The organism is Bradyrhizobium sp., assembly GCF_027451485.1.
Lineage (GTDB): Bacteria > Pseudomonadota > Alphaproteobacteria > Rhizobiales > Xanthobacteraceae > Bradyrhizobium.
In genome coordinates, this window is the sequence record NZ_DAIDJE010000113.1 from 1 (window position 1) to 23,137 (window position 23,137).

A 23,137-nucleotide genomic window follows, 5' to 3' on the forward strand; every position below is an offset into this window, starting at 1 on the left:
CGGGGCGTGAAAGGCGAAACGGTGCATGCCGTATTCGCTGAGGTAGAACAGCAGCGCCCCGAGCAGGATCATCCCGAGGCGCGGCTCGATCCGGCCGGACAGAAACGCCAGCGCTTCGACCACGACGCCCACAAGGAGCGCGGCCACGCCGCCGTGACGAAGAAAGGCGAGAAACATCCGGACACTCCTCGGCGTCGGCGACATCGCCGGATGGGCGAACACTGTCTTTATCATAGATCCAGGACGACGGGGGCTGCCGGTCAAGGAGCCTCTGCACTTCCAGTGCCCGGCCATCTCGTTTGGGTGAAGCGTCGCCTGTCGTTTCGGGGTCGACAAGGTGCCAGATAATGGCGACAATCCGCGGCGTCATTCGCCCCTTCGAATTCAGCGCAGGACATCATCCTTGTCGGCATCACGTCACAAGATCGTCATGATGGCCGCGCTGATCGGCTACGCCGTCGGCTCGACGCCGCTGGCGCGGGCGGAATGGTGGTCGCACAAGCCGGCCGATTTCGAGGAATGCGCGGACCTTGCGGAAAAAGCCGCCACCAAGGATGCCAAAAGCGCGGCCCTTGCCGAATGCAACGCGAAATTTGCCGGCCGTCGCAAGCCGGGTGGCGGCTATACCTATTACGATTTCATGCAAAATCGAAGCTTCGACATCGCAGGCCCAAATCCGACGCCGGAAGAACAGAAGCAGATCGACGAACAATATACCGCCTATCTCGAAAAACAGCGGCGCAGCCGCATCGTCGCCGCCTTCGCCGCCAGGCAGCAGCAGTTGCAGCAGCATGCTTCGCTCAAGAGCGAGGCCGAGAAGGCGCCGCCCAACACCGCCAGCATCGCCAGGCCGCGTGCGGCGGCAACTGAACTGAGGCACGTCAAACCGGCCGGGTGCCCGCGGGATTCGTTCTCGTGCGAGTGGCCGCGGCTCTCCGCCGGCCTCGACGATCTGAAGAAAGCCCTGTTCGGCCCCCCTTCGGGCAAGCCACGTCGGACGAAGCAGGGACTTTCCGGCTAATCAGATATCGGCGCGAATCTGGCTGACCGTCAGCCGCGGCGAGCCCCGACCGGCGGCTTCGGCGTCTTTGATCAGAGCGAGAATGCGGCGCGACAGCGGCGTAGCGAAGCCGCGGCGCTCGGCAATTCCGATGATGACGCCTTGAAGATAATCGATCTCGGTGCGGCGGCGCCGCTCGAGATCCTCCCACATCGACGAACGCGCCTGCGGATCGATTTTCATCGAAGGCGCCAGCGCAAGCGTAAACAGCGCGTCCGGCAGCCGCAACAGGTGCGGGGTCCAGCTCGACGGTAGTGGCGTCGGCGACACCGGGTTGATGCCTTCGGCCTTGATCGCCGCCAGACCTTCGGCGAACTGATCGGCGAACAACTTCCGCCAATCGCGACGGGACAGTTGCTCGCGCAGCGGCAGACCGGACAGCGCATTGATCGCGTTGTTGAGATTAACGATCAGCTTGCCCCACTGCACGCCCGCGATATTGTCCGTGGCGCGCATCGGAAGCTCGACCGTGGAAAGCCGTGCAGCGGTATCGGCCGCATCGCGCTCGATCACGATATCGCCCGACGTCGCGCGGTGAAATTGTCCTTTGCCTGCCGCGATCACGTTGAACGGCACCATCGCGGCCAGCACCGTCCGTCCCGGCAACCGCTCGCGCAGCAGCGGCAGGTTGGCGATGCCATTCTGCAAGCTGACAATGACGGCGTCCGGCGGCGCGTGACGCGCGATGGTTTCCGCGATCGCGGCCGTGTCCGCGCTCTTGACCGTGACCAGCACCACCCCGGCACCGTCCAGAACGCCTGGATCCTCGGAGAATGTGATTTGCCGAGATGACACATGCCGGGAGGATCCTTGAAGGCTCGTCAGCGTCAGGCCGAACCGCTCGATCTCGGCGATCACGCGCGGACGCGCCAGCAGCGAGACGCGGCGCCCGGCATGGGCAAAGACGCCGCCGACATAGCAGCCGATGCTGCCCGCGCCCGCCACCACAATGGGCCGATCCTGAGTCATGGTCCTTTGCATCCGCCAGCGAAAACGCGTCGCCTTGGAACCGTCATACCCCGCCGATAGAGTTTTTGAAGGGCAGGCACTCCGCAGGAGACCACCATGGGCTTACTCGACGTACTGAACGGGATGCAGAATGGTCCGCGCGGCCCCTCCACGGCGAGCGCGCCATCCGGGGGCGGAATGTCGCCGATGACCATGGCGATCCTGGCGCTGCTTGCCTACAAGGCCGTCAAGCATATCACCGGCTCCTCGGCCCCAACGGCCGCGCCGGCCCCGGCCCCCTCGCCTGCTCCGGGCGGCGGACTCGGTGGCAGCCTGGGCGGCGGTGGAGGGCTTGCAGGTGGAGGACTTGGCGGTCTGCTGGGGAGCCTGCTCGCGGGCGGTGCGGCCGGCAGCATCCTGAGCGGCGGACTGGGTGACCTGCTCAACCAGTTGCAACAGAAGGGCCACGGCGATACCGCCAATTCCTGGGTGAGCCAGGGACCCAACAAGCAGATTTCGCCCGGCGATCTTGCGAACGCGCTTGGCTCGGATCAGATCGACCATATGATGTCGCAGAGCGGCCTGTCGCGCGAGGATTTGCTGAACGGGCTGAGCCAGCAGCTGCCCGAGGCGATCAACCATTTGACACCGGACGGACGGCTGCCGACCGGCGAGGAATTGGCCGGCCGGCTCTAAAGCAGGGAGGACGGCTATGGGCGGCATCATCTGGATCATCGTCGTCGGTTTCGTCGCGGGCATCATTGCGCGGTTGCTTTCCCCGGGCCCGAACAATCCGAGCGGTTTCATTCTCACCACCGTGCTTGGAATCGCCGGCGCGTTTCTCGCCACCTTCATCGGTCAGGCCATCGGTCACTATGGTCCGAACCAGGGCGCCGGCTTCATCACAGCGACGATCGGCGCGCTGGTTGTGCTGTTCATCTGGAACAGGCTGGTTGCCAGCGGCACGCTGCGCGACTTCAATAGGTGACGAACTCATTCCGGGATGCTGCGCAGGCACCAGACCCGGAATCTTGAGATTCCAGGCTTGATCCCGACGCATCGCCCCGGAATGAAAGCTCGAACTCACGTAATCAGATGCAGGCCGGCGTCGATGCGCACGACCTCGCCGGTCATGTTGCCCGACTGCGGCAGCGCCAGGAACGCGACCACATTGGCGACATCCTCGGCCGAGGAGGCCCGCTTCAACGGGACCTTGGCGACCACGGCGTCGCGCACCTTCGCCGCGCCTTCGACGCCGCGCCCCTTGGTGAACCAGGGCGTATCAATATAGCCGGGACAGACCGCGTTGACGCGGATCAACGGCGCCAGCGCACGCGCAAGCGAAAGCGTTATCGTATTGAGCGCGCCCTTGCTGGCGGCATAGGCGACCGATGAGCCGATGCCGCTGATGCCGGCAACGGAAGAGACATTGACGACGGAAGAGGCGTGTCCCGAGGCCTTCGCGCCGGCTTCCAACAGGGAACGCGCGGCGCGCACCATCTGGAACGGTCCGATCGTGTTGACGCCGAACAGGCGCTGAAAATCCTCCGACGACAGGCCATCGAGGTCGCCATGGGATACATGCTTGGTGGTGCCGGCATTATTGACCAACACATCGAGCCGCCCCCAGGGAGCCGCGGCGGCTGCGATCTTCCGGCAGTCCTCGTCGCGGGAAACGTCGCCCTGAACCACGACGACATCAGCACCGGCGCTGCGGCAAAGATCGGCGGTCTGCTCGGCCTCCTTCTGACTAGAAGAATAGTTGATAACGATGCACGCGCCGCCCTTGGCCAGAATGGCCGCGGTCGCAGCGCCAAGGCCCGAGGCAGAGCCGGTTACAACAGCGCACAGACCATCCTTCGACATCGCATTTCCCTGTCCGGTTTTCAGTTATTTGATTGCGACCTGGTGCGGCGAATCTGGCGTTCCTGTCAGTGTTGCCGCGAGTTCGTCATGAGAACTTCAATTCAAAGCCGCACGAGAATCAAGAAGCTGCTGGAGTTCGTTTGATTCCGAGGCTCGCATCCTAGCTGATAGCGTGCGAACTTCGGAATCGGAGCTCTAGCACACGATTGCACCCCGGAGAACTCCACTGCGCGGAATAAGCCGCCCGGGCACCGCGCGGCCGCTGCATTCCGCGTCCGCAGGGCCCCTTGCAAGCAGGAGCGCTTGTCAGGCTTGTACCTTTTCCCCATCATGACCGCCAACCAAGAGCCATCCAGAGGAACGCCGTGGCTGAAGCCGAGAATATCGTCGTAGAGACGGCCGAACGAATCTTTGCCGATCTGGCCGACGCGCAAACCATCAATCGCGACACGAAAGGCGGCTGGAAAGCGCCGCTCTGGCAGGCGCTGGGCGAAGCCGGCCTGCCGTTATCCTGGGTCTCGGAAGAATATGGCGGCTCGGGCGCTTCCTTGGCCGATGGTTTTGCCGTGCTCGGCGCCGCCGGACGTTTTGCGCTTGCCGTGCCGCTCGCCGAGACCATGCTTGCCGGCTGGCTGCTGTCGCAGGCCGGGATCGATTCGCCTGAAGGCGAGATGACGGTGGCGCCCGCGAGCCCCAGAGATCGGGTGACGCTTGATACCGACGGCACGCTGACGGGCCGGGCGCGCGGCATTCCGTTCGCCAAGGAAGCCAAGCACCTCGCGGTGCTGGTGCAGGACCGCCGCGGCAAGGCATTGATCGCCCTGGTCGAGGCGGCAAAATGCCGGATCGAGCAAAACCTCAACCTCGGCGGCGACGACAGCGATACCGTGACGTTCGACCGCGTTACGCCCGCGGCCATCAAGCCGGCGCCGGAAGGCTTTGATCTAACCTCGCTGCTGCTGATGGGCGCGGTCGCGCGCTCCTTGCAAATCGCCGGAAGCCTTGAATCGATGCTCGATATCAGCGTGCGCTATTCCAACGAGCGCGTCGCCTTCGAAAAGAAGATTTCCAAATTCCAGGCGGTGCAGCACAATCTGGCGAAGCTCGCCGGTGAATCGGCGGCGGCGCTGGCGGCTGCAACGTCGGCGGCGGATGCTTTCGCCGGCGGCGCGACTGCGGACGCGGCGTTCCTGGAAGCAGCGTCGGCAAAGATCCGCTGCTCGGAAGCGGCTGAGAAGGCGGCGGCGATCGCTCATCAGGTTCACGGCGCGATCGGATTTACCATCGAGCATATCCTGCATCGCTATACGCTGCGCGCCCTGGCCTGGCGCGACGATTTCGGGTCCGAAAGCTACTGGGCGGTTGAACTCGGCAAGCGCGTTGCTGCCAATGGCGCGGATGAATTGTGGCCGCTCGTCGCTTCGCGCTGAATTCTTGCCTTTGAAAACTTCGGACCTACGCCAATGACCACAGCCCTCCGTTTCGATCCGATCCGCCTGCCGAGCGAATGTGTCAAACTGCGCGAGGAAGTCCGCGCATTTCTGGCGGAAGAGATCGCAGCCGGCACCTTCAGCCCGTTCAAGCCCAACCGCGAGGACAATGACGCGCGGGAATTTTCCCGCCGCGTCGGCGCGCGCGGCTGGCTCGGGATGACATGGCCGAAGAAATACGGCGGCCACGAGCGGTCGTATCTGGAACGCTACGTCGTGACCGAGGAGATGCGCGTCGCCAACGCGCCGACGCGGCGATTTTTCGTCGCCGACCGCCAGAGCGGACCGGTGCTTCTGAAATACGCCAATGAACGCATCAAGATGGACATCCTGCCCCGCATCTGCCGCGGCGAGGTCTGCTTTGCAATCGGCATGAGCGAGCCGAATTCCGGCTCGGATCTGTTTGCGGCCAAGACCAAGGCCACCAGGACCGACGGCGGCTTCCTGATCAACGGCACGAAGATCTGGACCTCGTCGGCGCATATCGCCGATTACATGATCGCCATCTTCCGCACCTCGCCACCGACGAACGAAAACCGCCGGCACGGCCTGACGCAGTTTCTGGTCGACATGAAGACGCCGGGCATCAAGGTCAATCCGATCGGCCAGATCACCGGTCAATTCGAATTCAACGAGGTCGTCTTCACCGACGCCTTCATTCCGGAAGATCACGTGCTCGGCGAAATCGACGGCGCCTGGAAGCAGGCGACCAGCGAGCTCGCCTACGAACGCTCCGGTCCCGAGCGTTTTCTGGAAACCTATTACGTGCTGACCGAACTGGTGCGGGCGATCGGCCCCTCGCCCGACACCCGCGCCGCCGAAGGTATCGGCCGCCTGGTGGCGCAACTCCACACGATGCGGCGCATGTCGGTGTCGGTCGCCGGCATGTTGCACGCAGGCAAGGAGCCGGTGGTGGAAGCCGCGATCGTCAAGGACATCGGCACCATCTGGGAACAGCAACTGCCGCATCGGGTGCGCGATCTCGCCGCTTTCGTCGACGAGAACGCCTCAAACCGCGAGACGCTCGAGAACCAACTGGCGTTTGCGATCAAGACGGCGCCAAAGCTCACCATCCAGGGCGGCACCACGGAAGTGCTGCGCGGCATCATCGCGCGCGGGCTCGGCTTGCGGTAGCGCATGAATGCGGGTCGCGCGATGCGCTGTTACCGCTGCCGGAACATCTGAGATCCACGGAGACAAGAAATGACCACCACCAAGGATATCGGCGTCGAAAAGATCGGGCATGTCGGCCTGATCGAAATCCGCAGGCCCCCGCTGAATTTTTTCGACATCTCGCTGATCAACCAGATTGCGGATGCGCTGGAGGAATTCGACCGCGACATCGAAATCCGTTCATCGGTGCTGGCGGCGCAGGGCAAGGCGTTCTGCGCCGGTGCCAACTTCAACGATCCGGCGCGGCAGGAACAGGAGGCGCGCGCCAAGAGCGATCCCGCCTCCAGTCTCGGCCCGATCGCGCATCTCTATGTCCAGGCGGTGCGCATCTTCCGCTGCCAGAAGCCGATCGTGGCCGCCGTACATGGCGCGGCGATCGGCGGCGGACTGGGCCTTGCGGTATCCGCCGACTTCCGCGTCACCTGCCCCGAAGCGCGCTTTGCCGCGAACTTCACCAGGCTCGGCTTTCACCCCGGCTTCGGGCTGACCGTGACGCTTCCCGAACTGGTGGGCAAGAACAACGCCGAGCTGATCTTCTACACGTCGCGCCGCGTGACCGGCGAGGAAGCCTATCGCATGGGCCTTGCCAACGAATGCGTGCCGCAGGATCAGGTGCGCGAGCGCGCCATGAAGCTCGCGCAGGAAATCGCCGAGTGCTCGCCGCTCGGTCTGCTGTCGACCCGCGCCACCATGCGCAACGGCCTTGCCGACCGCGTCCTCGCTGCGACCCACCACGAGCTTGCCGAACAGACGCGGCTGCGCGCCACCGAAGACTTCAAGGAAGGCGTGAAAGCCACCGAGGAGCGGCGCGTGCCGAATTTCAAGGGGCGCTGAGCCAGTTGCGCCGGATCAATGCGTCGTCACTGCGTAAGCGGCGACGCCGAGCTTCCCCGCCAGGACATCCCCGGAGAGATCGTCAGCAACTCTCGACCTCTACGGGTCCCTGCATGCGCGGGGACAACGCCCGTCAATATATCGAGGCGGCAACTACCTCACTGTCCCTGGAATTGCGGCTTGCGCTTTTCGACGAAAGCTTTCGCCGCTTCCTTGTGATCGGCCGTCTCGCCCGCGCGCGAATGGTGGAAGGCCTCGGCATCGAAGCAGGTCTCCAGCGGCAGCCGCTCGGCGTTGTTGATGTTGCGCTTGATGTAGCCGAGCGTCACCGTCGGCCCCTGCGCCAGCGACATCGCGAGATCGCGCGCGGCCGCATCGACTTCGGCATCGGGAACGACACGCGTCACCATGCCGAGCCCGAGTGCTTCCTGCGCGGTGAGGATCGGCGACAGCAGATAGAGCTCGCGCGCCTTGGCGCTGCCGAGCATCTTGGTGAGGAAGTAGGTCCCGCCATAATCGCCGGACAAACCTACCTTGGCGAAGGCGGTGGTGATTTTCACCGATTGCGACGCGACGCGAAGATCACAGGACAGCGCGATCGAAAGCCCGGCGCCGGCCGCCGCGCCATCGAGCTGGGCCACGACCGGCTTGGACATCTCGTGCAGGATGCGCGAGACCTCCATGCCGCGCCTCAGGTTCACCATGCGGTTTTCAAAGGACATCGGCGCGCGGCTGCCGTCCGCCATCGACTTGACGTCACCGCCGACGCAGAACGTGCCGCCCGCGCCCTTCAGGAGAACGGCGCGCACCTCGTGATCCTCGGCCGCGCGTTTTGCGGCCGCGACCAGCCCCAGCGTCATGTCCGGATTGAGCGCGTTGCGCCGCTCGGGCCGGTTCATGGTGATGGTCAACAGGCCGGATTCGAGATGTTGCAGGACGGTTTCGTTGCTCATTTTTTCGCCTTCGTTGTTATTTGTTCGTCATTCCGGAACACGCTGCAAGGCGTGCTCCCGGAATGAGACTTTGCGTCATTTCTTCACCAGCGGGCAGCGCGATTCCGAGAGCGGCTGGAAGGCGTCATCGCCGGAAACGGTCTCGACCAGCTTGTAGTCGTCCCAGCGGCCTTTCGATTCCGACGGCTTCTTGACCTCGAACAGATACATGTCGTGCACCATGCGGCCATCGGCGCGGATGTGGCCGTTCTTGGTGAACATGTCGTTGATCGGGGTCTCCTTCATGATCTTCATGACCGGTGCTGCGTCAGTCGTTCCGGCAGCCTTCACCGCCTTTAGATAATGGGTCACCGAGGAATAGACGCCGGCCTGCGCGGCGGTCGGCGGCCGCCCCATGCGCTGCATGAAGCGTTTGGAAAATGCGCGGGTTTCGTCGTTGAGGTCCCAGTAGAAGGCTCCGGTCACCAGCAGGCCTTGCGCGGTCTCGAGCCCGACGCCGTCGATATCGGTGATGAAGGCAAGCAACGGCGAAATCTTCTGGCCGCTCTTCATGATACCGAATTCGGCCGCCTGCTTGATCGTGTTGATGGTGTCGCCGCCGGCATTGGCAAGACCGATCACCTTGGCTTTCGAAGCCTGCGCCTGCAGCAGGTAGGACGAGAAATCGGAAGTGTTGAGCGGATGCAGAACCTCGCCCAGCACCTTGCCGCCGGCCTTCTTGACGACGTTCGCCGTGTCCTTCTCGAGGTCGTGGCCGAAGGCGTAATCGACGGTGATGAAGAACCAGCTGTCGAGGCCTTGCTTGACCGCGGCAAGACCGGTGACCTTCGCCTGCGAGTAGGTATCGAAGACGTAGTGGACCGTGTAAGGACCGCAGGCCTCGTTGGAAAGACGGATCGAGCCGGGCCCCGAGAACATGATGATCTTGTTGCGGGCTTTCGCAATCTCGCCGGCAGCGAGGGCGGTCGCCGAGGCCGCGACGTCATAGATCATCTCGACGCCCTGGTTGTCGAGCATGTCGCGGGCGATGTTGGCGGCGAGGTCAGCCTTGTTGAGATGGTCGGCGGCGATAATCTCGATCTTGCGGCCCAGCACCTCCCCGCCGAAATCTTCCGCCGCCATCTTTGCCGCGGTTTCCGCGCCCGGGCCGGTGATGTCGGCATAAAGCCCGGACATGTCGAGAATGCCGCCGAGCTTCAGCGGAGGCTTGCCTTGCGCAAGCGCCGCAGTCGAGACCACGGCACACAATACGCCGAGAAAACCGGAAACAAGCCGTCGCATGAAAACCTCCCTGGAGCCTTGTTATGGTGTTGCGGTAGAACCGCAATTTCGGTTGGCGCGATCATGCCGCAAGGTCCCAGCAGCGGCAAGCCAAAGGACTTTCGGTCTTTCCGCGCGGCGGAACGTGCGGATCGCACAAGGTGAATTGAATGGGCCCGTCGACGATTCCGATGATGTCGAACCGCTCCGTCTGCCTGATCGCAATCGCGCTTGCCGCAAGCGTGGTCCCGCTCTCGCGCTCCGGCATCGCGTCGGCGGCGCCCTGTGCATTCGAGGAGCAGGACGGGGGCCGCGTCAGCGCCGTGATCGACCCGCGCAGCTTTCGCCTCGAGGATGGACGCGAGGTGCGCCTCGCCGGCATTGAACCGGCGTTCCCGGACAAGCCCGCAGGGATGCAAACGCAGACGCTCGCCGCGCTGCTTGTCGGGCGCGAGGTTCGGCTGAGCGGGGAAGACGACGCGCCGGACCGCTACGGCCGCGAGATCGCCTTTGTGTGGCGGCTGCCCGGCGAGACGCTGGTGCAGCGCGACCTTCTGGCGCAAGGCGAGGCCCTCGTCTCCCCGACCGTCGACGGAAAGGACTGCACCGCCGCGCTGATGGCTGCCGAGGAAAGCGCGCGTGATGCCAAAAGAGGCATTTGGGCCGATCCCGCGGCCATAAAAAACGCTGAAAGCCCGGGCGATATTTTGGCCGGGATTGGGCGTTTTATGCTGGTGGAGGGCACGGTCCTGTCCGTCCGCCAGGCAGGGGCAACCACCTATCTGAATTTTGGACGTAACTGGACACGGGACTTTGCCGTGACTATTCCAAGGCAGGCGCTGGCCAACCTGGCCGCGGCAGGCCTTGTGCCTAAGTCGCTGGAAAATAAACGTATTCGCGTCCGGGGATTTGTTGAGGCGCGAACCGGGCCGCGAAATTGAAGTGCTCCGGGCTGGACAAATCGAGATACTCGGCGGGAAATGACCCGCCAAAGGCGTCGTGGTGGACGGTGTGGGACATCGCAAGGCGACAATGAGCCCGAGGGCGGGCGTGCGGCTTTGGGCCGCGCCGATTGCTGTCAGCATCGGCGCGTCGGTCCTGCTCGCCGGTTGTGGCGATTTCACCCGCTTTCAGACGGCCCTGTCGTCCCCGTCCGCCCCCAGTGCACCCAAGCCCGCCCGCCCAGCCGTCCAAACCAGCCCGGCGACCGAAAAGGAGCACGAGCGTATCCTCGCGTCCTATGGGGGAGCCTATGATGATCCCAAGCTGGAGGCGCTGATCAGCAAGACCGTCGATCGACTGGTCGCGGCCTCCGACCGGCCCGACCAGGGTTACAGGGTGACGATCCTCAATTCGGGCGCGGTGAACGCCTTCGCGCTGCCGGGCGGCCAGCTCTACGTGACGCGAGGCCTGATTGCGCTGGCTTGCGATACGTCCGAATTGTCATCAGTGCTGAGCCACGAGATGGCGCATGTCATAAAAAATCACGCCGCGAGCCGCGAGGACAAGGCGCGTGCGACGGCGGTTGCGACCCGCGTCGTCGCCGATATGGGCAGCGACCCCGACATCACGGCTCTGGCGCTCGCGAAGACCAAGCTGACCATGGCGAGCTTCTCGCGGCAGCAGGAATTCGAAGCGGACAAGATCGGCGTCGGCATCTCGGCCCATGCGCGTTTCGACCCCTATGGCGCCGCGCGGTTTCTGACCGCGATGGAACGCAACGCCGAGCTGAAGGCGGGCCGGACGCCGGCCGATCCGCGCATGCAGGACTTCCTGTCCTCGCATCCGGCAACGCCCGAACGCATCGCCAACGCCGAGGCCACAGCCCGGCAATATAGCTCGCCGGAATCCAACGAGCGCGAACGCGATGTCTATCTCGCCGCGATCGACAACATCGTCTACGGCGAAGACCCGAGCGAGGGTTTTGTGCGCGGCCGCCGATTCCTGCATCCCAAGCTCGGCTTCACCTTCACGGCCCCCGAAAACTTCACCCTCGACAATACCGCGCAAGCCGTGATCGGCGTGCGCGAGGGCGGCTCACAGGCGATGCGCTTCGATGTCGTGCGCGTGCCGGCCGAACAGTCGCTTGGCGAGTACCTCAACTCAGGCTGGATGGAAAACGTCGACAAGGCCTCCACCGAGGAAATGACCATCAACGGTTTTCCCGCGGCTTCCGTCGTCGCGAACGGCGATCAGTGGCAGTTCAAGGTCTATGCACTGCACTTTGGCAGCGACGTCTATCGCTTCATCTTTGCCGCCAAGCAGAAGACAACCGAAAGCGAACGCAACGCACGGGAGACCGTCAACTCGTTCCGCCGCCTGTCGCTGGATGAAATCCAGTCGGCGCGCCCGTTGCGCATCAAGGTCATCAACGTGCAGCCGGGCGATACCGTGGAATCGCTGTCGCACCGCATGGCGGGCGTCGACAAGCCGGCCGAGCGCTTCCGCATCCTCAACGGGCTCGATCCCCACGCCCAGGTCAAGCCGCGCGACCGCGTCAAGATCGTGGTGGATTGACGCCAAGCGCGTCGTGCCCGGTCGCACTTGGTGCGAGCCGGAGATCTCGATCGCAAGCTCCGCTTCATTCTTGCGGCAAGGAACGGACGAAAGCGTAAGCCGAAGGGGTTTCCCTTCAAGAAACGCGCCTCCCAAGCAAAAAGCCCGATCTATCGACCGGGCTTTTGTATTCAGATCACTTCTTTTGTATTCAGATCACTTGGAGAAGCTTACGCGGCTTCATCCGCGACAGCGGTATCGTCGCCGTCGACATCGCTATCGGCCTCATCGCCCTCGGCCTCGGCGTCCGCTCCGGCCTCCGCCTTGGCGCCACGGCGCGGGCTCTTGGCGAGCTGACCTTCGATTTCCTTGACCGCCTCCGTTTCCGTCACATGCTGGACGACGGCGATCTCGCGCGACAGCCGATCGAGCGCGGCTTCATAGAGCTGACGTTCGCTGTAGGACTGCTCAGGCTGCGATTCAGAGCGATAGAGGTCGCGCACGACCTCCGCGATGGCGACGATGTCGCCGGAATTGATCTTGGCTTCGTATTCCTGGGCGCGGCGCGACCACATGGTACGCTTGACGCGGGCGCGGCCTTTAAGAGTTTCCAGCGCCTTTTTCACCAGCGCCGGCTCCGACAGCTTGCGCATGCCGACATTGGCGACCTTGGCCGTCGGCACTCGCAGCGTCATCTTGTCTTTCATGAAATTGATCACGAACAGCTCAAGCCTGGCGCCTGCGATCTCCTGCTCCTCGATGGCGAGAATCTGGCCGACGCCGTGGGCCGGATAGACCACGAACTCGTTGGTCTTGAAGCCTTGACGCTGGGTCAGGGGCTTCTTTTCTTCGATGCGCGGTGCAGCCGCTGCCGGCTTGGCCGCAGCAACAGGCTTGGCAGCGGCCGGCGCCTTGGCCGGGGCAGCCTTGTGGGAAGCAGGCTTGGAAGCGGCAACTTTGGAAGCAGTGGTCTTCGAACCGGTCGCTTTCGCGGCAGTCTTGGCAGTCTTGCTTGGCATTGAGCTTCTTTTGTTTTTAGAGGACTTGGCAGCCTGCGCCTTGGCCTTCTTGACAGAAGCCTGGGCGCGGCCCTTGGTTGCGCCCCGACTAATGGTCGCGGCGGCTTTTTTGGAAGCCTTCGAAGTACTCTTTGTACGCGTTTTCTGTGACACAGCCTGCGCGCGGAACTGCCACGCCCCTGTTGGATGTTTTCACGGGAACCCATGGGGGCCGACAAGCTGGCTGACGGGTTCGGCTAGCTAAAGCACCAATGTAGCACATTTCCCGCAAAAATCAATGATTTATGCCCCCTTTGCGCCATTTGGATGGCGTTTTGAGGCATTTGGTGTGAACAGGGTTAAGCCGAAGATGATCGTAGTGCCGCTATTGCACCGCGTATAGGTGCGAAAACTACGGTGTCGACCGTCAGTCCCCGGTTCCGGGATTCTTGGAAAAATATTTCTCGAATTTGCCTTCGACACCCTCAAATTCTTTGGCGTCGGCGGGCGAATCCTTCTTCTGGGTAATATTCGGCCAGGACTTGGCGTACTCGCTGTTCACCTCGAGCCACTTTTCCAACCCCGGCTCCGTGTCCGGCTTGATGGCATCTGCGGGGCATTCAGGCTCGCACACCCCGCAATCGATGCATTCGTCCGGATGGATCACCAGCATGTTCTCGCCCTCGTAGAAGCAGTCCACGGGGCAGACTTCGACGCAGTCGGTGTATTTGCATTTGATGCAGGCTTCAGTGACGACGTAAGTCATCCAAGGCTCCGGAACGAGTCAATTTTGAGGGTTTGCCTAGCGCAGGAACCCCTGCGCTGCAAGGGAAGCAAATTGCGATCCGGCAGGCGCTTTTACGCATCGCTGTGCCGGACGTCCCACCGTAACAGATAGTTATTCTGCGCCTGTAGTCCATTCCAACATTCGCATGTCTTCTCAGCGACCGCCTTTCTCGAATGTTAGAACCACGGGACTCCTGGCAAACATCAGTTTCTCGTGGAGTTGGGGACTTGGCGCCCGCTTTGCGAACTCGCGGCCAGGCAGGTGGCGAATGTCAAATCCACTCCACTAGCCCTGCAAATCGAGATAAAGCACGCGCGCGCTCTCCGCATCGCCGCGACGCTCCGCAAATCCGATCACCTTGAGCACGCGCACCGACCGGTCGAGTCCGACCGTGAGGACATCGCCGGCTTTCACCGCATGACCGGGCGAGGTCTCCCGCACGCCGTTGATGCGGACGTGGCCGCCCTCCACCAGCGCGGCGGCGCTGGTGCGGGCTTTGACCACACGCGCGTGCCACAGCCATTTGTCGAGACGCTGACGCTCCACCAGGCACCCAAACGAGAGGATCAATCCTTCCGGCCGGCCGTCATCTGCTCCTTGAGGGCGGCGAGCTTGGCAAACGGCGAATTGGGATCGATCGGCCGGTCGCGGTCGCGCGGGCTCGCGCTTGATGCATATTGCCGATGCGACGGACCGCTCTCGCGGCTTCGGTCGCGATCGCGTCCGCCCCGGTCACGTCCCTTGTCGCGGCCGCCCTCGTCACGGTCGCGGAACTTGCCCCGGTTGCGGTCCTCAGGGCGCCCCTTGCCTTCGACGCGGTCGCGCGGCCGGCCGTCGCCGTGCCGGTCCGCGCCGCCTTCGCGCGCCGGCGCTGCATCGGCGCCAGCCACGCCACCCGCCGGCTGATCGGCCCGGCCTTTGCGGAAATCGCGGTGACGGTCGCGCCGTCCGTGGCGATGGCGCTCGCGGCCGGCCGCTTCGCCCGGCTCAGCAGCCGCGGCTTCACCGCCCGCGGCAGCAGCGGATGCACCCTCGCCGGCGCGCTCATGGCGGCGATGCGCCCTGCGATCGTGACGCGGCGGGCGCCGCTCGTCGGAGCGGCCGCCCGGACGCCAGACCTCGACCAGCTGCGGCTCGGCAGGTGCCGCATCCGCAGAACCGGTCGCCTCGGCCGGCGCAGCGGTGCTTGCGGCCGCCTCCCCGGGCACGGCTTCGACTTGATTGGGCTCCGGCTGTGATTCAGAGGATGCGATCGCAGCCTCAGTGGCCTCCGCCGCTTCGGATTTTGCGTCGAGAACGCCTGCACCCTCGGACGCCGTTTCAGGCATCTCAGTTGCCTGCGCGAAATCGACCGAGGGCAGCAGCGTCGTCGATGAGACCTTCGCCTCCTCGGCAGCCTGGGGTGGCTGGGCGAGTTCGGTGGTTGGCGCCACGCCGGCAGCCGCCAAGGTCTCCTCGTTGGTTGTCGCGTCGGCAACCGGCTCAGCGGCGACTTCGGACGCTGTCGTCTCGGTGGACGTGACGCTCTCGGATAAGGGCTCGGCCGGCGCCGCTTCTGCTGCCGGAGCTGTTTCAACCACCGCCGGTTTCGGGGGCAGCGGGGCGCGGCGGTCCATCCGGTAGCCCAGTGCGCGCAGGATCGAGGCGAAATCCTCGCCCGCCGATCCCGTCAGGGATGTCATCGCCTGCGTCACCACGAAGCTGCGGCCGTCGAAGGCGCCCGGCGGCTTTTCGCCGGGCGAGGTCTCGCGCCAGGCAAGCGCCGGGCGGATGAGATCGGCCAGCCGCTCCAGGATATCGACGCGCACCGCGCGCTCGCCGCACTGGCGATAGCCGAGCACGCGATAGGCATCGCGCGGCAACGTCTTGTCCACCGGAAACGAGGTACGCCCGCTACCGGCGAGGTGCTGCGCGCCCGACAAAGCGGACAGATCGACGTTGGTTTGCTTCAGCGCCCACAAGAGCGCCGCCAGAGCGCGCGCCGCCGGCTTGAGCAGCGCCGGAATGTAGATGTGATAGGCGCCGAAACGCACGCCGTATTTGCGCAAGGTGGCACGCGAGGGCTGATCGAGATCCTTCATCTCGCTTGCGATCTTCGAGCGCTCGATCACGCCCATCGCCTCGACGAGTTGGAATGCGATACCGCGCGCGATTCCCGTGACGTCCTCGGCCTTGCTCAATCCGAACAGCGGGCCCAGGAGCTTCTCGACATGGGTCTTCAGCCACAGATCGAGCCTGGTCTGCACGGCCTCACGCGGCGCCCCGGTCAGCCGCTCGTCGGAAATGATGCGTACGCGCGGATGCAGTGCGTCGTCGGCCGCGGTCAGCCGCGCAACCGCATCCCCGGTCCAGCGGATAATTCCTTCCGAGGTCAGCACGAACTGATCGTCGGGGGCGGCGGCGAGTTTTTCCGCGCGCGCGTCGATTTCGCCAGCCAGTGCCTTTTGCGCCGTCGCCTGCAACGCCTTGGCCTCGGAGCCAGCTTCCGCCGCATCGGGCGCAAAGGTGAATCCATCCAGGCGGCCGATTACATGGCCTTCTACGATCACTTCGCCGGTCTTGCCGATTTCTGTATTCAACATCGCGTTTTCCCGCAGGCGGCGCATCAATACACTGGTACGGCGATCAACGAAACGCTCCGTGAGCCGTTCATGCAGCGCATCGGATAATTTATTTTCGACCTCGCGCGTAATTCCCTGCCAATGCTCGGGGTCGGCCAGCCAGTCCGGACGGTTGGCGACGAAGGTCCAGGTGCGAATTTGCGCGATCCGGCCCGATAAAGTGTCGATATCGCCGTCGACCCGGTCGGCCTGATCGACCTGTGCGGCAAACCAGCCGTCCGGGATGCGTCCTTTTTGCATCAGGAATGCAAACAGGCTCGTGACAAGCTCGGCATGGGCGGCCGGCGCAATCTTGCGGTAATCGGGAATCTGGCAAGCGTCCCACAACCGCTCGACCGCGGCTGCGCCGTGCGCCATGTCCCGGATCTCGCCATCGCGCGCGACGTGGTCCAGGACCCGCACATCCTCGGCGATCGGCGCGCGGGTCAGCGCCTCATGCGTCGGCGCCAGCGCCAGCGACACCTGCAAGGCCCCCACCGAGGAGAAGTCCAGCTTCGAATTGCGCCATTGCAGCACCCGCACGCTTTCGAAGGTGTGGTTTTGCAATGCATTGACCAATTCCGGCTCGAATGGCGCGCAACGGCCGGTCGTGCCGAAGGTACCGTCGCGGGTGGCGCGGCCGGCCCTGCCCGCGATTTGGGCAAACTCGGCCGGATTGAGGCGGCGGAATTGATAACCGTCATATTTGCGGTCAGAGGCGAACGCGACATGGTCGACGTCGAGATTGAGGCCCATCCCGATTGCGTCGGTGGCGACGAGATAATCGACATCGCCGTTCTGGAACATCGCCACTTGCGCGTTGCGGGTGCGTGGGCTGAGCGAGCCCAGCACGACGGCGGCGCCGCCGTGCTGACGGCGGATCAATTCGGCAATCGCGTAGACCTCATCGGCGGAGAAGGCGACGATCGCGGTACGCCGCGGCTGGCGCGTGATCTTGCGATCGCCGGCGAATTCGAGTTGCGACAACCGCGGCCGGGTCACGATATTGGCGCCGGGCAGCAGCCGTTCCACGATGCCACGCATGGTGGCGGCACCCAGCAGCAGCGTCTCGTCGCGGCCGCGCCGGTTGAGGATACGGTCGGTGAAAACGTGGCCGCGCTCGAGATCGGCCGCGATCTGGATTTCATCGACCGCGAGAAACGACACGTCGAGATCGCGAGGCATGGCCTCGACGGTGGAAACCCAGAACCGCGGACGCTGCGGCTTGATCTTCTCTTCACCCGTGATCAGCGCGACAGCTTCAGCTCCCGCGCGGTCCGCAATCTTGTTGTACACCTCGCGCGCCAACAGCCGCAGCGGCAGACCGATCATGCCGGAGGAATGCGCCAGCATGCGTTCGATCGCCAGATGCGTCTTGCCGGTGTTGGTCGGCCCCAGCACGGCGGTGACGCCGGCGTTGCCGGCAGATGAGAAGGGGGTTGACGAAAGAGCCATGTGTTAACGGGTTTCTACGGCTTTCGGCGGCGTGTGCAATGGCGTCAAGCTTGGGAGCTGGAGCTTGGGACCAGCGGACGCGATAGCGGAAAGTGTCTCAGAATGCGACGCCTGCGAGGGTGAGATTTAAGTTTCGGAACGGGCACGGAACGAATCACGCCCGAATCGCTGACTCCTGGGATCGTCCTGCTTCGTTCACCGCAACATGTCGCGCAGATAACCCTTATCGACACTAGATCAAGTTTGCCATCGGCGTTCAAGCGACGGTTTGACGATCAAATTCTTAAATTCCCGAGTCGAATCAGAACCGAGAAAGAGTCAACAGGGATTCTGGTTTGCCTCACCTCATTCTTTCATGCGCGGTGACCCGCACATCCATCAAGAAAAGGCTTGCCGGGAAAGAGATTGATTGCCCACTCGGGGCCGGCAATGACGGCCCATCTTTCAGATGTTGCAGGCCGTTCAATTCGTCTTCGGCACGTGCGGCGGCGCCGCCTGCGTGATGAACTGCGTCGCCTCCAGCATTCCGACGCCCAAGGGCGTCGGAATCACCATGCGGTACGGAACCAGGATGCGGGTTCCGAGCACCGGCGCGAACGCGATCTCAATGTTGCGCGCGGCGGAGAGATATTTGATGACCGGGCGATCGGGGATGTAGCCCGCGACCGGCGAGAAATAGATCGCACATACCACGACCGGGCCGCGGTAACCTCGCTCGGCCTTCACGGTCTCCATGCGCTTGTATTCAAGCCTCAGGTCGTAGCGCATGCGGCCATCGAAAATCGCAGCACTGGCATGGCAGGCTTCCGGGCTAAGCGGATCGCCGGTGCCCGGCACGTGCAGCATCGAGCCGGTCATCGGATCGAACACGCCCTTCTTCTGCGCTTCCGTCACCGGAATGCGACCGGGATCGACCGGGGGCTCCGGCTCGATCGCATATTCCTTGATGGTGCCGTTGTTGAGCACCATGTGAATGGCTTCCGTTTTCTTTGAAGTCGTGGTGGACGCGGTATAGTTGGCCGAGACCAGCGCACCGTTGATGACGCGCCCCTGCGCGGCGCCGGCACCGGATCCCGAGGCGAAGGCCTTCAACAGGCCGGCCGTCCCGCCGACGGCAGAGGCCGAATACTGGTCTTCGGTGATATCGATGTTCCAGGCACCTCGGCCCACCGGGATGCCGGCGAGCGTCGCCTCATACTGCGCCTCCAGCTTTCCTTGCGCGAAGGCCGGCGAAGCATCGAGACTGAAGGCGACTAACGCGGCCGCCAGTCCGCTCAACCCGGCCAGCGCCCGGATCGGCCAATTGGTGCGACTGGCCGAGGACGTGAAGCATTCACTGGCGGAAGCGGCTGATTGCGGGAGAGAGCGGGATCGCGGTTTCATTTGATCCAAGAGCTGTGGCGCAGGACGCCTTCAAATCCACCCCAATAGCACGGAACAGTTGGTATTGGCGGCGAATACGCCGTTTATATGATGCAGAAAACGGCAAATGCCGGCAAAACAGGGGCTTTGGCAGCGGTTTCCGGCATCGCCAACCTTGACGCCCCGGCCATCTCCCCCTATACGTCCGCGGTTCCCAAGACGGACATGATTTTGACCCTTGGCTCACGCGCGTCGCTCGGACGCGGGCCAGGATGGAAGAGGATTTCTGACGATGTCGCGGCGCTGCGAACTGACGGCCAAGGGCCCGCAGGTGGGTCACAAGGTAAGCCACTCCAACATCAAGACCAAGCGGCGCTTTCTGCCGAACCTGTGCAATGTCACCTTCATTTCGGATGCACTCGGCCGCAACGTACGCCTGCGCGTCTCCACCAACGCGATCAAGAGCGTTGACCACAACGGCGGTTTCGACGCCTTCATGCTGAAAGCCCGCGCCGGCGATCTGTCGCCACGCGCGCTTGAACTCAAGCGCCAGATCGAGAAGATAGCTGCCGCGCCGGTTGCGAAAGCAAGCTGAGCTCGAAACAACTGTGTTCTTCAACGGCCGGATCGAGAGATCCGGCCGTTTGTTTTTGCGCACGCCCCTTACCGCGATGAACGAGAGATGAATTAGCTGAGCGGTCGCGGCCTTGTGACAGCGCAAGAATCGATCAAGCGTTACCGATCATTCATCGGAACTTCGTTGTAATCGCTTTGCCGCTGCCTACGTTTCCTTCCAGAGAAAGGAAGGACGCCATGAAGCAATCCGAACTCTTTCGCGAAAATGCCGAGAATTGCGCGCAGCTTGCGGAGGGTGCCGCGAGCGAGCCGCTGTTCAATCGCTACAAACGAATGGAAGCCGCCTGGCTTGCGCTGGCGAAGGAGCAGGATTGGCTCGACGGCGAAGTGGCGCCGACGCGCATTGCCATCGCCAACGGCCGTGCCCGGGCAAAGTTGTCGTAACGCGATTAGATCGTGAAGGGACTGCAATGAAGATTCTCGAACACTCGGAGAGCCACATCGTCAAACTATATGACGGGTCGAGCTGGCAGATTTTTCCGGGCGACATCGACCAGACATTGACATGGCTGCCGACCAGCGAATTGCGGTTGTTCGAGATCAACGACGAAATCGCCTCTCATGCCCTCGTCAATGCCGATGACGGAACACGCGTTCGCATTCGCCCGCTCGGCGAGGCCTGGCCGGAGGCCAGGACGAAGAAGATTCTCAAGCAGGGTTGAGCGACGCGCGCCGGATTTCGGGTTGGATGCTTCGCATCGCCCGGAATGACGCTTCTTGACACCTTTCCCTCGGCTCGCATTGGTTTGCCCGTCGTGTTGAAATGTCGCAGCCATTTTCTGCTTGCGACGTCGGGCAAATCACGGGCACACCTCCGCGCGTCTTCTCCCGCATGAGGGGCGTTTCGCGATCGTCACTAGACGTTGGGCGGAAGATGCGGCGGACGCGACGGCGCAACAGACGAATGCGCTTGCCGCGAACGGCGAAGCCGTGTGGTCCCGATATCCCGACGCTGATATCAAGCCGGCGGGATGATCCTGTCGGTGATGGTGGCAATAAAGCCCGGCTCACCAGGGAGAGCACGGAATAAGCCGTTAAAACCTTGCCGCGCGGGGAGTGCCGGACGTTTCCGGTGTACCTGCGGTGACTACACTTGCGTGCTTTCTTTGTTGCACGCGAGGCTGCGGGTGCATTGGTGCGCCCGGCACTCCCTGCGCCCTCTGGTTTCGGAGGGACGATGAATTGGCAAACCCGGGCGGAAAGCTGCCGCGGGGACGCGGAAGTGCGGCTGTGTGTCCGAACGGCGCCGCAGTTCGAGGAAAAGCGATTCCGGCTTCGCCCTTACGCGCGCTCCGGGCACCAGAGCTTAGATCAAGGCTGAAAGAAAGCCCCTGCCCCGCGCGCCTGGTCCCGCTGCAGGAGCTTCGCTGGGCAAGGCCAGCGTTGCTCGGCTATCATGGCACGCGTCGTGACATTCGCAATGGTCGCTGCTGCGAACGGGATGCGACGGCGGATAGATCGGACCACCCGCGCCGCCAGGAAGTGAAAAACAAAAGGGGGAAACAAAAATGAGTATTGAGCAGGCGCGCGAGAGCCGCGCCAATCTGCCGGGCATTGTCACGGCAATGTTTCGCAACGCGACCGTCGACCGCGATTACGCGCCGTATGGACTTTTTCTCCTGCGGATTTCGCTCGGCTTCGACTGGCTCGTTCACGCCTTCCTCAAGATCGAGCGCGGCATGCACACCCATGCGGCGCTTCTGGCGAAGAACGGCATCACGCCGCTGCTCGCCTGGCCGACCTTTGGCCTGGAAGTGATCGGCGGCGTCGCAATTTTGCTCGGCTGGTACACGCGGCAATGGGCCACGTTCCTGCTGATCTTCCTCGCCGTGGTGGTGTGGATCAAATGGCCGGTGGGCTGGGGCTACTCCCGCCCGGGAGGCGGCTGGGAATATCCGATGCTGTGGCTGGTCGCCCAGGCGGCGCTGGCGATGGCCGGCAGCGGCGCTTTCGCCCTGCACGGCTCTAAATCCTGAAACGACCGAACCGGATGGATCTTGAGCATCCGGCCTTTCGCGGAAGTGCCGGACGCACAGCAGCCATTACAGCCTTGCGAGAACGACAGCGCCGATCAGGCGGCCACCGTGCTCGCGAGATGCCGGAGCACCAGACGGTTCAGCGTTTCGACGGACATAAAGTTTTCCGGCGTGATCTCCGATTGCGGAATCGTGAAGTCAAACTCGGCCTCGACGGCGAGCATCAGGTTGACCATGTCCATCGACGTCAGGCCGACATCCACCAGCAACGTTGCCGGAGCGAGTTCGACGGCAATCGCGTTCTGTTTGAGGATGGATTTGACGAGAGCGAGCAGCCTGCCCTGGATTTCGTTAATCGCCTGCATATTCGATTCTCACCTGTCACGAATTTCGAAACCGCTCGCCGAAGGGCGAGCGACAGTCCCGCGCAATTGTAATTCCGCGGGCCTCTTAAAAACAGTGAATCGCGTTTAAGCAAAATCGCGGTTCCGATCTTAAGGCTAACGACCGCCGTTGAAAAACACACTTCGAACAAACGACCGGTTAACTTTCATCGCCGAAACGAAAATCGTTTACCTCGAATTTCATCGACGCATTTGAATTAAATCCCTAAGCGTGGCCGATCGGAAGTTGTAGCAACGCCCGCTGCGCCGATATTTTCAACCATCAAGGCAGGTTGGCCATGAACGTTCAGCAAGTCATCTTTCGCGATCAGATCGTCGACGAGACCGCTGCACCTTTCGTCGCCGACCGCAGCTCCTTTCCGCAGAGACTGGCTGCCGTCGTCTCGGCGGCGGCGGCCGATGCCGAAGACGTAGACCGGGCCGCGCGCTTCCCGCAAAAGGCGATCGACGCTGCGCGCACCGAGCGGCTGCTCGGCGTGCAGGTCCCGAAGGTCTTTGGCGGCGACGGCGCGTCGATCTTCGACATCACCGACATGTGCTACGCGCTCGGACGCGCCTGCTCTTCCACTGCGATGATCTTTGCGATGCATCAGACCAAAGTCGCCTGCCTCGTCAGGCACGGCACCGGCAGCGCCTATCACGAAGCGCTGATGCGACGTGTGGCGTCCGAACAGATGCTGCTCGCCTCTTCCACCACGGAAGGCCAGAACGGCGGCAACATCCGCTTCTCTTCCGCCGCGGTCGAACGCGCCGGGACCGAGATCTCGCTGGTTCGCAACGCCACGGTCATTTCGTATGGCGCGCAGGCCGACGGCATCGTCACCATCGCCCGCCGCGCC

Annotated in this window: 23 protein-coding genes; 13 read left to right on the top strand and 10 right to left on the bottom strand. The window is 63.2% G+C overall.

Annotation, left to right across the window (positions count from 1 at the left end):
* Positions 1–430 precede the first annotated feature (430 nt).
* Entirely contained in the window at positions 431–1,021 is a 591-nt protein-coding gene (locus NEZ08_RS14705; protein WP_298108111.1) for a hypothetical protein, read from the top strand.
* On the opposite strand, the gene NEZ08_RS14710 is transcribed toward NEZ08_RS14705, so the two are convergent.
* The gene (locus tag NEZ08_RS14710) at positions 1,022–2,029 is read right to left on the bottom strand and encodes a 2-dehydropantoate 2-reductase (protein WP_298108054.1); all 1,008 of its coding nucleotides are present in this window, start codon (positions 2,027–2,029) and stop codon (positions 1,022–1,024) included.
* Between the two features lie 96 nt (positions 2,030–2,125).
* Here NEZ08_RS14710 and NEZ08_RS14715 point away from each other — a divergent pair, with 96 nt between their 5' ends.
* Together NEZ08_RS14715 and NEZ08_RS14720 are read left to right on the top strand one after the other, a co-directional pair.
* Positions 2,126–2,704, top strand: coding sequence for a YidB family protein (locus NEZ08_RS14715; protein WP_298108057.1), 579 nt, complete (start codon positions 2,126–2,128; stop codon positions 2,702–2,704).
* Between the two features lie 16 nt (positions 2,705–2,720).
* The gene (locus NEZ08_RS14720) at positions 2,721–2,996 is read left to right on the top strand and encodes a GlsB/YeaQ/YmgE family stress response membrane protein (RefSeq protein WP_298108058.1); all 276 of its coding nucleotides are present in this window, start codon (positions 2,721–2,723) and stop codon (positions 2,994–2,996) included.
* Positions 2,997–3,091: 95 nt separating this feature from the next.
* On the opposite strand, the gene NEZ08_RS14725 is transcribed toward NEZ08_RS14720, so the two are convergent.
* Entirely contained in the window at positions 3,092–3,874 is a 783-nt protein-coding gene (locus NEZ08_RS14725; RefSeq protein ID WP_298108061.1) for an SDR family oxidoreductase, read from the bottom strand.
* A 365-nt stretch (positions 3,875–4,239) separates the two neighbouring features.
* Between NEZ08_RS14725 and NEZ08_RS14730 the strand changes: the two genes are divergently transcribed.
* From NEZ08_RS14730 to NEZ08_RS14740, 3 genes are all read left to right on the top strand, one after another.
* Positions 4,240–5,304 (top strand): acyl-CoA dehydrogenase family protein, encoded by a 1,065-nt coding sequence (locus NEZ08_RS14730; RefSeq protein WP_298108064.1) that lies wholly within the window; start codon positions 4,240–4,242, stop codon positions 5,302–5,304.
* Positions 5,305–5,337: 33 nt separating this feature from the next.
* Complete coding sequence (locus NEZ08_RS14735) at positions 5,338–6,498, top strand: acyl-CoA dehydrogenase family protein (protein WP_298108067.1); 1,161 nt, start codon at positions 5,338–5,340, stop codon at positions 6,496–6,498.
* A gap of 69 nt (positions 6,499–6,567) precedes the next feature.
* Positions 6,568–7,371, top strand: coding sequence for an enoyl-CoA hydratase/isomerase family protein (locus tag NEZ08_RS14740; RefSeq protein WP_298108070.1), 804 nt, complete (start codon positions 6,568–6,570; stop codon positions 7,369–7,371).
* A gap of 158 nt (positions 7,372–7,529) precedes the next feature.
* Here NEZ08_RS14740 and NEZ08_RS14745 read toward each other — a convergent pair whose 3' ends face one another.
* Both NEZ08_RS14745 and NEZ08_RS14750 read right to left on the bottom strand, forming a co-directional pair.
* Positions 7,530–8,324 carry an enoyl-CoA hydratase gene (locus NEZ08_RS14745; protein ID WP_298108073.1) on the bottom strand — a complete coding sequence of 265 codons (795 nt, stop codon included), beginning with the start codon at positions 8,322–8,324 and terminating at the stop codon, positions 7,530–7,532.
* A gap of 75 nt (positions 8,325–8,399) precedes the next feature.
* Positions 8,400–9,605, bottom strand: a complete 1,206-nt coding sequence (locus NEZ08_RS14750) for an ABC transporter substrate-binding protein (protein WP_298108075.1) — start codon at positions 9,603–9,605, stop codon at positions 8,400–8,402.
* 221 nt (positions 9,606–9,826) lie between these two features.
* Between NEZ08_RS14750 and NEZ08_RS14755 the strand changes: the two genes are divergently transcribed.
* Both NEZ08_RS14755 and NEZ08_RS14760 read left to right on the top strand, forming a co-directional pair.
* Positions 9,827–10,525: a thermonuclease family protein gene (locus NEZ08_RS14755; protein ID WP_367278417.1), complete on the top strand. Its 699-nt coding sequence runs from the start codon at positions 9,827–9,829 to the stop codon at positions 10,523–10,525.
* A gap of 91 nt (positions 10,526–10,616) precedes the next feature.
* Positions 10,617–12,101, top strand: a complete 1,485-nt coding sequence (locus tag NEZ08_RS14760; protein ID WP_298108078.1) for a M48 family metalloprotease — start codon at positions 10,617–10,619, stop codon at positions 12,099–12,101.
* A gap of 209 nt (positions 12,102–12,310) precedes the next feature.
* Here the strand turns inward: NEZ08_RS14760 and NEZ08_RS14765 are convergent, their stop codons facing one another.
* From NEZ08_RS14765 to NEZ08_RS14785, 5 genes are all read right to left on the bottom strand, one after another.
* Positions 12,311–13,099, bottom strand: coding sequence for a CarD family transcriptional regulator (locus NEZ08_RS14765; RefSeq protein ID WP_298108081.1), 789 nt, complete (start codon positions 13,097–13,099; stop codon positions 12,311–12,313).
* 406 nt (positions 13,100–13,505) lie between these two features.
* Positions 13,506–13,844: a ferredoxin FdxA gene (gene fdxA, locus NEZ08_RS14770; RefSeq protein WP_298108084.1), complete on the bottom strand. Its 339-nt coding sequence runs from the start codon at positions 13,842–13,844 to the stop codon at positions 13,506–13,508.
* Positions 13,845–14,150: 306 nt separating this feature from the next.
* Positions 14,151–14,411, bottom strand: a complete 261-nt coding sequence (locus NEZ08_RS14775) for an RNA-binding S4 domain-containing protein (RefSeq protein ID WP_298108113.1) — start codon at positions 14,409–14,411, stop codon at positions 14,151–14,153.
* Positions 14,412–14,431: 20 nt separating this feature from the next.
* On the bottom strand, positions 14,432–17,920 hold the full coding sequence (locus NEZ08_RS14780; protein WP_298108087.1) for a helicase-related protein: 3,489 nt from the start codon (positions 17,918–17,920) through the stop codon (positions 14,432–14,434).
* A 462-nt stretch (positions 17,921–18,382) separates the two neighbouring features.
* Complete coding sequence (locus tag NEZ08_RS14785) at positions 18,383–19,303, bottom strand: DUF3108 domain-containing protein (protein WP_298108091.1); 921 nt, start codon at positions 19,301–19,303, stop codon at positions 18,383–18,385.
* 271 nt (positions 19,304–19,574) lie between these two features.
* Here NEZ08_RS14785 and rpmB point away from each other — a divergent pair, with 271 nt between their 5' ends.
* The 4 genes from rpmB to NEZ08_RS14805 all read left to right on the top strand — a co-directional run bounded on the left by rpmB (position 19,575) and on the right by NEZ08_RS14805 (position 21,894).
* Complete coding sequence (gene rpmB / locus NEZ08_RS14790) at positions 19,575–19,877, top strand: 50S ribosomal protein L28 (RefSeq protein WP_298108094.1); 303 nt, start codon at positions 19,575–19,577, stop codon at positions 19,875–19,877.
* Positions 19,878–20,095: 218 nt separating this feature from the next.
* Positions 20,096–20,302 (top strand): hypothetical protein, encoded by a 207-nt coding sequence (locus tag NEZ08_RS14795; RefSeq protein WP_298108096.1) that lies wholly within the window; start codon positions 20,096–20,098, stop codon positions 20,300–20,302.
* Positions 20,303–20,328: 26 nt separating this feature from the next.
* Positions 20,329–20,580, top strand: a complete 252-nt coding sequence (locus NEZ08_RS14800) for a hypothetical protein (protein ID WP_298108099.1) — start codon at positions 20,329–20,331, stop codon at positions 20,578–20,580.
* Between the two features lie 846 nt (positions 20,581–21,426).
* Positions 21,427–21,894 carry a DoxX family protein gene (locus NEZ08_RS14805; RefSeq protein ID WP_298108102.1) on the top strand — a complete coding sequence of 156 codons (468 nt, stop codon included), beginning with the start codon at positions 21,427–21,429 and terminating at the stop codon, positions 21,892–21,894.
* 95 nt (positions 21,895–21,989) lie between these two features.
* Here NEZ08_RS14805 and NEZ08_RS14810 read toward each other — a convergent pair whose 3' ends face one another.
* Complete coding sequence (locus NEZ08_RS14810) at positions 21,990–22,259, bottom strand: acyl carrier protein (RefSeq protein WP_298108105.1); 270 nt, start codon at positions 22,257–22,259, stop codon at positions 21,990–21,992.
* 317 nt (positions 22,260–22,576) lie between these two features.
* Here NEZ08_RS14810 and NEZ08_RS14815 point away from each other — a divergent pair.
* Positions 22,577–23,137: acyl-CoA dehydrogenase family protein (locus tag NEZ08_RS14815; RefSeq protein ID WP_298108108.1), on the top strand; the 561-nt coding region annotated here is incomplete at its 3' end.

Bases quoted from the DNA above. Each gene is read 5' to 3' on its own strand.
- NEZ08_RS14805 (WP_298108102.1), top strand. From the start codon at position 21,427: ATGAGTATTGAGCAGGCGCGCGAGAGCCGCGCCAATCTGCCGGGCATT.
- NEZ08_RS14740 (WP_298108070.1), top strand. From the start codon at position 6,568: ATGACCACCACCAAGGATATCGGCGTCGAAAAGATCGGGCATGTCGGC.
- NEZ08_RS14765 (WP_298108081.1), bottom strand. From the start codon at position 13,099: ATGCCAAGCAAGACTGCCAAGACTGCCGCGAAAGCGACCGGTTCGAAG.
- fdxA (WP_298108084.1), bottom strand. From the start codon at position 13,844: ATGACTTACGTCGTCACTGAAGCCTGCATCAAATGCAAATACACCGAC.
- NEZ08_RS14725 (WP_298108061.1), bottom strand. From the start codon at position 3,874: ATGTCGAAGGATGGTCTGTGCGCTGTTGTAACCGGCTCTGCCTCGGGC.
- NEZ08_RS14810 (WP_298108105.1), bottom strand. From the start codon at position 22,259: ATGCAGGCGATTAACGAAATCCAGGGCAGGCTGCTCGCTCTCGTCAAA.
- NEZ08_RS14710 (WP_298108054.1), bottom strand. From the start codon at position 2,029: ATGACTCAGGATCGGCCCATTGTGGTGGCGGGCGCGGGCAGCATCGGC.
- NEZ08_RS14735 (WP_298108067.1), top strand. From the start codon at position 5,338: ATGACCACAGCCCTCCGTTTCGATCCGATCCGCCTGCCGAGCGAATGT.
- NEZ08_RS14795 (WP_298108096.1), top strand. From the start codon at position 20,096: ATGAAGCAATCCGAACTCTTTCGCGAAAATGCCGAGAATTGCGCGCAG.
- rpmB (WP_298108094.1), top strand. From the start codon at position 19,575: ATGTCGCGGCGCTGCGAACTGACGGCCAAGGGCCCGCAGGTGGGTCAC.
- NEZ08_RS14785 (WP_298108091.1), bottom strand. From the start codon at position 19,303: ATGAAACCGCGATCCCGCTCTCTCCCGCAATCAGCCGCTTCCGCCAGT.
- NEZ08_RS14780 (WP_298108087.1), bottom strand. From the start codon at position 17,920: ATGGCTCTTTCGTCAACCCCCTTCTCATCTGCCGGCAACGCCGGCGTC.
- NEZ08_RS14720 (WP_298108058.1), top strand. From the start codon at position 2,721: ATGGGCGGCATCATCTGGATCATCGTCGTCGGTTTCGTCGCGGGCATC.
- NEZ08_RS14745 (WP_298108073.1), bottom strand. From the start codon at position 8,324: ATGAGCAACGAAACCGTCCTGCAACATCTCGAATCCGGCCTGTTGACC.
- NEZ08_RS14750 (WP_298108075.1), bottom strand. From the start codon at position 9,605: ATGCGACGGCTTGTTTCCGGTTTTCTCGGCGTATTGTGTGCCGTGGTC.
- NEZ08_RS14800 (WP_298108099.1), top strand. From the start codon at position 20,329: ATGAAGATTCTCGAACACTCGGAGAGCCACATCGTCAAACTATATGAC.
- NEZ08_RS14760 (WP_298108078.1), top strand. From the start codon at position 10,617: ATGAGCCCGAGGGCGGGCGTGCGGCTTTGGGCCGCGCCGATTGCTGTC.
- NEZ08_RS14715 (WP_298108057.1), top strand. From the start codon at position 2,126: ATGGGCTTACTCGACGTACTGAACGGGATGCAGAATGGTCCGCGCGGC.
- NEZ08_RS14705 (WP_298108111.1), top strand. From the start codon at position 431: ATGATGGCCGCGCTGATCGGCTACGCCGTCGGCTCGACGCCGCTGGCG.